General features: G+C 43.9%; 12 protein-coding genes and 1 tRNA gene. 4 read left to right on the top strand and 9 right to left on the bottom strand.

All coding sequences use genetic code 11. The features are described 5' to 3' along the window. Positions 1-292: 292 nt before the first annotated feature. The 3 genes from GX348_03370 (at position 293) to GX348_03360 (ending at position 2,300) form a co-directional block, all read left to right on the top strand. A complete protein-coding gene (locus GX348_03370; protein ID NLP41228.1) occupies positions 293-679 on the top strand; it encodes a hypothetical protein in 387 nt (128 codons plus the stop codon). Between the two features lie 74 nt (positions 680-753). Further along, positions 754-1,206, top strand: a complete 453-nt coding sequence (locus GX348_03365) for a hypothetical protein (protein NLP41227.1) — start codon at positions 754-756, stop codon at positions 1,204-1,206. Between the two features lie 17 nt (positions 1,207-1,223). Next, positions 1,224-2,300 carry a hypothetical protein gene (locus GX348_03360; GenBank protein ID NLP41226.1) on the top strand — a complete coding sequence of 359 codons (1,077 nt, stop codon included), beginning with the start codon at positions 1,224-1,226 and terminating at the stop codon, positions 2,298-2,300. A 70-nt stretch (positions 2,301-2,370) separates the two neighbouring features. Here GX348_03360 and GX348_03355 read toward each other — a convergent pair. Continuing rightward, positions 2,371-2,460: transfer RNA gene (locus GX348_03355), tRNA-Ser, on the bottom strand. Positions 2,461-2,772: 312 nt separating this feature from the next. Beyond that, complete coding sequence (locus tag GX348_03350) at positions 2,773-3,723, bottom strand: threo-3-hydroxy-L-aspartate ammonia-lyase (protein ID NLP41225.1); 951 nt, start codon at positions 3,721-3,723, stop codon at positions 2,773-2,775. Between the two features lie 207 nt (positions 3,724-3,930). Here GX348_03350 and GX348_03345 point away from each other — a divergent pair, with 207 nt between their 5' ends. After that, positions 3,931-4,101, top strand: a complete 171-nt coding sequence (locus GX348_03345) for a hypothetical protein (GenBank protein NLP41224.1) — start codon at positions 3,931-3,933, stop codon at positions 4,099-4,101. 460 nt (positions 4,102-4,561) lie between these two features. Here GX348_03345 and GX348_03340 read toward each other — a convergent pair whose 3' ends face one another. The 7 genes from GX348_03340 to GX348_03310 all read right to left on the bottom strand — a co-directional run bounded on the left by GX348_03340 (position 4,562) and on the right by GX348_03310 (position 8,381). Continuing rightward, the gene (locus tag GX348_03340; GenBank protein ID NLP41223.1) at positions 4,562-4,714 is read right to left on the bottom strand and encodes an aspartyl-phosphate phosphatase Spo0E family protein; all 153 of its coding nucleotides are present in this window, start codon (positions 4,712-4,714) and stop codon (positions 4,562-4,564) included. A 732-nt stretch (positions 4,715-5,446) separates the two neighbouring features. After that, complete coding sequence (locus GX348_03335; protein ID NLP41222.1) at positions 5,447-5,647, bottom strand: DUF1036 domain-containing protein; 201 nt, start codon at positions 5,645-5,647, stop codon at positions 5,447-5,449. A gap of 124 nt (positions 5,648-5,771) precedes the next feature. After that, entirely contained in the window at positions 5,772-6,167 is a 396-nt protein-coding gene (locus GX348_03330; protein NLP41221.1) for a hypothetical protein, read from the bottom strand. Positions 6,168-6,222: 55 nt separating this feature from the next. Then, complete coding sequence (locus tag GX348_03325; protein NLP41220.1) at positions 6,223-7,011, bottom strand: DUF3137 domain-containing protein; 789 nt, start codon at positions 7,009-7,011, stop codon at positions 6,223-6,225. Between the two features lie 108 nt (positions 7,012-7,119). Beyond that, positions 7,120-7,353 carry a hypothetical protein gene (locus GX348_03320; GenBank protein ID NLP41219.1) on the bottom strand — a complete coding sequence of 78 codons (234 nt, stop codon included), beginning with the start codon at positions 7,351-7,353 and terminating at the stop codon, positions 7,120-7,122. Between the two features lie 178 nt (positions 7,354-7,531). Further along, positions 7,532-8,182, bottom strand: coding sequence for a hypothetical protein (locus tag GX348_03315; protein NLP41218.1), 651 nt, complete (start codon positions 8,180-8,182; stop codon positions 7,532-7,534). A 13-nt stretch (positions 8,183-8,195) separates the two neighbouring features. Continuing rightward, on the bottom strand, positions 8,196-8,381 hold the full coding sequence (locus GX348_03310) for a hypothetical protein (protein NLP41217.1): 186 nt from the start codon (positions 8,379-8,381) through the stop codon (positions 8,196-8,198). Between the last annotated feature and the right edge of the window lie 400 nt (positions 8,382-8,781).

The raw sequence follows: 8,781 nt of genomic DNA, 5'->3' as shown, positions 1-8,781 counted from the left end.
TGACCTTTGATTTATACGTAGACGGCCGTCCTATAAATGCTAATGAAATTTATATTGGCAATGACGGCATTCATCCCAGCGACAATACCTTCACCTTAAGACAGTAAAATAAACTACAGGCATGAAGCGCCCCTAAAGCAGACCACTGTACAGAACAGTGTCTATTTTAGGGGTTTTTTACATGGATTTTTTTGTCAAGAAGGAAAAACACATAGTTTGTTGTATTCAAAATAGGATACGCAAATTAAGTTATAAGGAAGTGCGCCGCTCCATGCTTAGAAAGTCTGTCGCTATGATTAAGAACCAACGAGGTTGGGTTTTAGTTGATTGTCTCGTTGGAATCATAATTATAACTGTTGCTCTAACAGCTTTAATAGGAGCCTATGCTCAAGCGACTAAAGCGAATATATTTAATCGCGATTATAATAACGCAGTTTATATCGCAAAAAGAAGTTTAGAAGACTTAAAGCAATATGAGGGTAAACCCGATATAAAGTCATTACCTGAACATGTGACTAGTCCGCCGGACACCGTTATCAATAATGTTGCTTTTACCATAAGGATTGATTCGGCCGAGGCGGCGGGCTTAGATGCCAAAATAAATCCATATCGAGCCACAGTTTCTTGGAACGGCACTAAACAGTCGGTCAGTATGGTATCCTACTATCTCTCGGATTGAACGAAAGGGACATTATGAACTTAATAAGTAAAACTTTTAAGTGCCAAAAAGGCGTTTCGATTTTTGAATTGTTAATGGGTATAGCCATTTTAGGCCTAGTTATGAGCGGAATATTTACCGTACTATCAGGTTCTCTTAAAGCTCAGCAATTTAATTTTGACGCTGCTGCAAATACGCAAGATCAACTGCAAATTTTAAATAGTATTGGCGCTGAATTGAAGAATGCTACCTCAATAGATTCGCCCGTTCCCGGCACTACCTCAAGCACGATTTTATATCAGAAGTCCGGTGATATCAATAATAGGGCAATTTCGCTAGGTAAGGGCAGTAATGCCAACACCGTTATTTTTACTGATGACAAAGGCAAAATCACTAATAACTATGGTATTAACAGAACACAACGGCTGGAATTTAAACGCGATTCCTCACTTGACCAAAAAATAACTATAACTTTAACTATGCGGAATTCCGCCAAGGTGGATGCACCAAGCAACACCATTTCGACCATTGTATACACACTGAATTAATTCTGCGGAGGCTTTATATGCTTAGATCACAAAATGGATCAGCTGCGTTACTAGGCATCATCGTTATGATGTTTTTAGCCATCGTAATTTCAGGCTTATTACCTTGGGTTACTAGTTTATCGCAGCTTGCCCCAAAGAATAAGAATGCTTTGGAAGCAGAATTTATTGCCGAATCGGGCGCAAAGAGGGCAGTAAATGAGTTTAAAAAAGCTGAACAGTCTAAGACTCCGGACTGGCAGTGGCTAAATATTGATACCCCTATGACGAATGATCCGCAGGATCAGAAAAAAACTTACAGAGTTATAATTTATGCGTACGCTGATCCCATGAAAACTCCTGTTATACCTTCTTTTGATGCCGATAATACTTATATTGTTGAATCAACTGGCAGTGCAGACGGAATAACGAAGAAAGTTTCTGTATCAATTTTAGTAAAAGGCGGCGGATCGGGAGGAGGAAATCCGCCGAAAATTCCTATAAAAGCAGGGGACGCCGCCATTTACGCCGCGCGTTCACTCTATCTTAAAAACGGCGCAACTATAAACGGCGCATCTATTGCCAGCGGCGGTAAAATATCAACAGGAAACAATCTACATATCGCCAATCCCTATGACCTCTATGAATATCACCCACTGGAATTTCCAGTCTTTGAAGCGGCAGATTATAATAGTTATCCCAGCCTTAACGGTAAATCTACGAATCTAAACGGGGGCACATATTATATCGATGGTAATTGGAATATTAACAACAACGCTACAATTTCGGGGGATGGCATAATATTTGTCGACGGAAATGTTGTTTTTCCCCAAAATGTTAACTTTAACGGAAATGTCCTTTTAATTTCAACCGGTGATATGAATGCTTCCAATTCTAATAATGTTAATTTTACTAGCGCCGTTCTAGTTTCCTACGGCGACATTCATGCTAAAAATTCCTTCAATTTAAAGGGGGCTATTATGGCTGCCGGTGATATTTCTTTAAAGAACAATGCAAATATCACCTATAGCTCCTCAGTTATGAGCGGTATCCCTACCTCTAACGGTCAGGAAAAACCTTCAGCCAACGTTGAACCAGGAACATGGGAAATACATTAAAACTTATGACAAATATAAAAGCACCGATAACTCTATGCTGCATAGGTTATAGGTGCTTGATTTTCTTTACTGGCGGAGAGAGAGGGATTCGAACCCTCGGTACCCTTTCGAATACACACGCTTTCCAGGCGTGCTCCTTCAACCACTCGGACATCTCTCCGTATTGCTTGAATAATAAACAAGCTATTTAGTTGATTGCAGACTAGTTAAGTTAACTAACTGCAAGAGGTATCTTACCATTTATCAGGCATATTGTCAATAGTAGCTGCGCCGGATATTTATGGCACTCGGGCAAATCACCCACTAGATATTTATACTATATTGACAGTAACTTTGCAACTCTAACTTTTTGGTAAGCTGGTCAATATTAGCCGTAGCGTAAAGTTCCTGTTACTTCTGTACGGATTATTTCCGGGTAATATCTAAATTTCTTTACTAAAAAAACATTCAGCAACCTGGAAGGTTTGTTCACTTACATCCCTGCAAAGAATTTTCCCGTCTGTCTTACATCAACATTGCCGCCACTCAGGATAGCTCCCGCTTTCTTGCCGCTCAGCGGCAAACCACCATACATTATTCCAGCAACACCAACTGCGCCTGACGGCTCAACAACGGCTTTAAATCTAGTCCATAAATAATACATTGCGTCCACGATTTCGCTCTCACTTACCGTTACCATGTCATCAACATATCTTTGAATAAGTGGGAAAGTAATTTTACCGAGACTGGTTGATCGTAGGCCATCGGCAACAGTAACTGAATTCTCCACTCTATGCAGTATTCCTGTCTTAAACGACCGCGTCGCGTCGTCTGCAAGCTCCGGCTCTACGCCAATAATCTTGCAGCCCGGGCTTAGGTGTTTTGCTGCGATAGCGCTCCCACTAATCAGCCCTCCGCCCCCGACTTGGACAAAGAGGTAATCGAGATTACCGATATCTTCAATTAGTTCTTTGGCTGCCGTTCCCTGCCCGGCAACTACCTCTTCATGGTCAAACAGTGGAATAAGGGAATAGCCGTAATGGTCAATAAGGGCTTGGACCTTGGCTTCCCGAGATTCCGTCAGCCGGTCATACAGCACAATTCCGGCACCATAGGCCTTTGCCGCATCTAGCTTAACGGCAGGTGCATCAGAGGGAACCGTCACTGTTGTTTTGACGCCCAACAGCTGACCCGCCAGCGCGATGGCCTGAGCATGATTACCGGATGAAAAAGTAATGACACCTTTGCCCTTCGCCTTGGCTGAAAGCGTACTTATCGCGTTATAAGCGCCACGAAACTTAAAGGCCCCCATCCGCTGGAAGTTTTCGGCCTTAAGATAGATATGGCTGTTAAGGCTTTCGTTTAGTAACCGCGAAGTAAGCACCGGTGTCTTATGCGCCACCCCATCAAGGCGTTCGGCGGCAGCTAGAATTTTAGCATACATGATAATATTCTCCAATCTATCAGATTAATCATCCATATTACCATTTTATGGGGCATATTCCTGCGCGCATATCTAAAATTTACATGATAAAGTCTTCCTTTATTTTTTCTATTAGGTCGAAAGATCTAGGACCATTGGCTGTAATTACCTTTTCTTTTTTAGAAGAATGTGATAAAATTTTGTCGAATTATCTGTGAGGTGATTTTTATGATTCGTAAAGATGTTCTAAAGGATATAATAAAAGGCTATTATCCAGAAGGTAACGAGGAGCAAATTAATGCTCTTTTAGAAGATTTAGCGCGTGAGATTGAAGTTGCAACCCATGCCAAAATCCGCGAGAACGTTAGCTTTGAGAGAATTAAACGAATGACAGCATAGGCAAACGCCACCTCCATGATATTGCGAGGTGGCGTTTATTCTGGCAAAAGCTAAATAGAGACCCCATCCATTATTTAGACGGAGTCTCTATCTGGGGCAATATTATGACAAGTTACTGTTGATCGGGAACTACCAAGTTTTTACTTAGCAGCTGTCATCACAATGATCGTTGAAGCAGCAGAAAAGCAGAAGTATGATTATGATAATAATTATCCAACTTCCACCACCATGACCGTTACAACCGCCGAATCCACCAAAACCCATACTATTACCTCCTCTGTAATATGTATTGTGTGTATCCTGTGTATAGTATGAAAGTCAGCGGCATTTGGTTACAGTACGGGTTTTAGCAAAAATTACATTCCAACATCCGCCTTCAAAATAAAACGGCATTTTTTAACCCTGAGAATGAAAGGCGCTCAAATGGTAGACAGTGTATGAAAAAAGAGCCCTAAGGCTCTTAACTTCCTAAATCATTATATTCTTTTAACTTATTTCTAAACGCTTGGCTCACCCGAATAGCTTCAGGTGAATTTAGACCCTTTTTGCTAGCAACTTTACGAAGTTCTGCTTGTAAGCGCTCAACTTCCTTCCATAAAACCTTATCATACATAACTTCGCCCACTTTCTAAATCGTATTACTTAATTATACCACAGAACTACTGTTTGCGTAGCATGGGAAATCTCCCCAACGATGTATACATGAACCTATCTAATAGTTGCTGTAAATGATTTTATATACGGTTGAAGCAAGCCCGGATTTACTTTCTTATGTAACATCCCTTGATAATCGGCATATAATACAGCAGGTAATATCTTATATTAATAGGAGGATAGCTTTATGGAAGAGCTCTTAGCTGCTATCTCCCTAGTCGGACTTGCCGGCATAAGTATATTAGCTTATATTCATTCCTGCCGTAAAAAATAGTTGCACATATGGTGGCTGCACTTCTTATATGCACTGTATAGTTCTGAATGCTATGATCTGCAATTTTATGTTAAAAGGCACTTAAATTAACAATATTGTTCAATTTTGAATACTATATTTAACATACATGGCTTTGGAGGTGCTCTATGATTATTGCTATCATTTGTGCAGCAGCATTGCTTATTGGTGCAACGATGGTATTCTTTATGCTATATTGAAGCCTATCCGAACCATTGTTCCAGCCGCGCCAAACACTCGGTTATAATTACTCCCTTTCTCAACTTTGACAAGGTCAGCTTATCGAGCGGGCCTTGTCTTTTGAATATTCTACGAAGTCGGCCCGTTTGGTTACAACTTTAGATACCAGTTAACGATAAATGGTAAAAGTAAAGGCCTTTCGAACATTCTCCAAAGGCTCTAGGGTGCAATCTTATACCAGCCCTTAGTGACCCACTCGTCAGCCGCATCCTCAAAAAAGACGATAGCCGCCCACATTGTATCCGAATAGGGGTTTGTCATTTGGATATTAACGGCTTCCGCCGGTTGCGGAATAACTGCCACCGCCAATACGATCCATAAACCGATTAAACCTTTGATGAGCCTGTTTTTGAATGTCATAGTCGTTCACCCTCCTTTTATATTTTTCATCCAGCTTAAAGGTAATGCTGCGCAAGTTCATGAAGTAAAAGTTACCTTCTTGGCTTTGCCTATGCCGCTTGCTTCTGATGCATTAGGACGGCTGCTAACCACCCCTACCGATTTGTATTTCTCTGGCAACAACGACGCATTCTTCCCCACTATCGAGATAATGCCGATAGAGGTGATAGCCCATCTGTTGCAGCAGGTGAAGAAACTCTGGCGATACATGCTCTCGTGTGAAAAATAGCCGCGCGAGATCCTGTGCCGCGTAAAGCTCCGGCAGCTGGGACAGCGGCAGTTCTTCTGCCAGAATAATTCTCTTGCCAGTATGAGCGGCTCTGAATTGCCCGGTATATACGCCCCGGTACAGGATGGTCTGATATTCCCGGTCATCGTATGAGGCCCGCAACGTAAGCAAACCTTCGGCCTCATCCGGGTCAAGCTGCCTGAGCACTACATTACCGTATAAAAAGCGTCCTCCATACGACTTGCGTTCCATTGCCGGAGATCTCCTTCCAGTGTTGCATCCGTCTTGCAGGCAGATAAATGCAATACTATTTATCGCCGCCTGCGGCCTCAAACGCATCGGCGCAGGCCAGTGCCACATAGAGCTTATCATCTTTAAAAGAGATATTCAGCGGGCAGCCCAGCTTGCTGGCAGCCAGCATGATACCTTCCAACACCGGCGGGGTCAGTATGCGCAAGGCCGCTGTCGGGCTGGGGGCACTGATGAAAAACTTGCGGTTGAAGGCATCCAGCTCGGTTTTTATGGCCTCCTTGCTTTTTGGCTTGCCGCCGCACCGATCATAGACGGCGACCGGTTCATTGGAAATAGCGTCATAGTCAAAAACCATAAGTCGCCCGCGAAACACGCTGACACACACTATCCGTGTCTGCAATTCATCGTCACTATCGCGGTACGTCTCCTCCCGCTCTTCCTGCAGATGGACGTCTGACTGGATGAAGTGATGTCCATGATAGTCTGCCGCCAAATAATCGTTGCCGTTATATATGTCATATTTGGGAAACAGTGCCGCCGCTTGGATTATGCTTTCATCAAGTTTGTTGGCCGGTTGAAAATCCACATTGTCCAAAACCGATTGCAGCTCCTTGGCCACAACCTGCTCTTTGAAAGCGTTCTTGTAGCGCTGATTGACAGGCACTTTCGCCAGCCAAAATCCGATGAAGATAATGGCCGCCACAACCCAATACCCATAGAAGCCCGCCTCACCGAAGGCATCGTACAAGTCCTCTGCGAAAAAAAAGCCGAGGATAACCAAAGCAACCGCCGTAATAATCAAAAGCGCGTCTAGCACCTGCGATTTTAGCCGCAGCTTCTCCAACTCGATGAGCTCAACCGAGCCGGTGGCGTAGGTTTCTTTAAAGCTTTGCCGCTGTTTCAGTCCGCTGCGCGTCCCGCCGATTAGGATGCCGATCAGTGCGGCAGCTCCCTACAGGACCGCCAGAGTCGGCCCGAATAGTAAGATGAAAATAAAGAGTAGAATTATGACGCCGATGATACCGTGGATAATATCGCCTTCCATAATCATGTCCATCGCGTCAGAACCGAAATATTCTAAAAAGACGGCGGTGATAAGCAGGGCGACAGCGGCAAAAGACATGCGCAGCCACTTGACCCACGAGTACGGACTGTCAAAGCCTAATGCTTTTTTGATTCGGTTCATAATGATTCCTCCCAGATGCGGGCAGATAGTTTCCGCCCGTTGCCTTACACCGGTAGCACAGTAATCAAAAGCCCGCCCAATACCAGCTCAGCAGGTTGGCAACCCAAGCAAATGTCACGCGGTAGCCCAAGCCAGGCGTCCTGCAGCAAGGTAACGGAATACATACTTTGAACGGTCGTTATACATCCTTATCTTGGTTCCCCATGGCCTCTTCCGGTAAAACTTCCCGCTCCTGCACTAGCCGCAGTTTGCCTTGTTCATCGGGACGATACTCTCGTTCGATCAGCATCTTACCGTCCTTGCTGGCGGTGCGCTCAATCCTGTGGATCGGTGACAACTCACCGTTTTTCCAGGTGTAAGTCGCTTCTTCACTGTCGGAGGCGCTGATATGGACATAGAAATGCACGGTCTTACTTTCCGGATTGAATACCAACGAGGCAAGCTGGCTTAATTCCTCATGCAAAACGAATTTCCGGCTGGCCTTATCCCACAGCCAGCAGTCATCATACCGGTTGGCACGGCCCACAGAGGCAGCGATTTTCAAATCAATATAGCCATCAAAGTTCATATCCTCGAAGGCAACCAAATCGCTAGGTGCAAGCTTGGCATCATTTGGTAAACTATAGGGGATTTCCTGCAAAAGGGCGTGCGGTTCATCTTGGCTGTAAATAGCGATCTTGCCCTCGCGGACGACAATTTCTACCGATGGCACGTCTTTACCGATTGCTGTTGACAAAGCATTGCCTTCTTCACAGGCATGACTCAGTGGCATATTTAGGGTCAATGAGCATAGTAGTATGGCGGTTAGTGTTCGGATAAATTTTCGCATAACAAACAACTCCTTAATCTCTAATCACGAGCAGCAAAGTCATGGCCAAATACAAGCTCATCAGCAGGGCCAGCAGCAGGCTGCCTATGATGAGGAACCGGCGCGGCCAGGGTAATAGCCACTTCTGCCCTACAGTGATAAGAGCCACAACGGCTATCACGCCCGCGCAAAATAGCAGAGCTGCTAGATAAGCTGGCACAGCATCTCCTCCTTGCGCTTTTGGCTTAACTATATATCGCAAAGGCTAAGTAAAATAGACCCGAAAAGTTACCTTTTTGTCAGGATATGCGCTTGTCGTAATTAATAAAAGAATCCTTTTGCCGCGTTGCGTTTATCAATGCTTGCTACGCGCTGATAATTTGTAAAAAATTTGCTGTTACTACCTGCGTTTAAAAGACCTTGAAAAAAGAGCATTCACATTCCAGTTAAGGTTTGGAATGCGAATACTTACCCATATTCTATTTTAAAAATGAAATAAGGGACAAAAAGGCAAAACAAAAAAGCTACCGATTTAATCGATAGCTTCAATCCTTTTAAAATGGCGGAGAGGGTGGGATTTGAACCCACGAGACAGTTACCCGCCTACCTGATTTCGAGTC

The sequence above is a fragment of the Veillonellaceae bacterium genome, assembly GCA_012523975.1.
Classification (GTDB): Bacteria; Bacillota; Negativicutes; order JAAYSF01; family JAAYSF01; genus JAAYSF01.
The sequence above is the reverse complement of the archived record's forward strand: the minus strand, read 5'-3'. Positions and strand labels throughout refer to the sequence as shown.

What these genes read in the sequence shown, in the direction of transcription:
- GX348_03330 (NLP41221.1), bottom strand. Translation starts at nt 6,167, where the DNA reads ATGGAACGCAAGTCGTATGGAGGACGCTTTTTATACGGTAATGTAGTG.
- GX348_03335 (NLP41222.1), bottom strand. Translation starts at nt 5,647, where the DNA reads ATGACATTCAAAAACAGGCTCATCAAAGGTTTAATCGGTTTATGGATC.
- GX348_03345 (NLP41224.1), top strand. Translation starts at nt 3,931, where the DNA reads ATGATTCGTAAAGATGTTCTAAAGGATATAATAAAAGGCTATTATCCA.
- GX348_03350 (NLP41225.1), bottom strand. Translation starts at nt 3,723, where the DNA reads ATGTATGCTAAAATTCTAGCTGCCGCCGAACGCCTTGATGGGGTGGCG.
- GX348_03360 (NLP41226.1), top strand. Translation starts at nt 1,224, where the DNA reads ATGCTTAGATCACAAAATGGATCAGCTGCGTTACTAGGCATCATCGTT.
- GX348_03365 (NLP41227.1), top strand. Translation starts at nt 754, where the DNA reads ATGGGTATAGCCATTTTAGGCCTAGTTATGAGCGGAATATTTACCGTA.
- GX348_03320 (NLP41219.1), bottom strand. Translation starts at nt 7,353, where the DNA reads ATGAACCGAATCAAAAAAGCATTAGGCTTTGACAGTCCGTACTCGTGG.
- GX348_03340 (NLP41223.1), bottom strand. Translation starts at nt 4,714, where the DNA reads ATGTATGATAAGGTTTTATGGAAGGAAGTTGAGCGCTTACAAGCAGAA.
- GX348_03370 (NLP41228.1), top strand. Translation starts at nt 293, where the DNA reads ATGATTAAGAACCAACGAGGTTGGGTTTTAGTTGATTGTCTCGTTGGA.
- GX348_03315 (NLP41218.1), bottom strand. Translation starts at nt 8,182, where the DNA reads ATGCGAAAATTTATCCGAACACTAACCGCCATACTACTATGCTCATTG.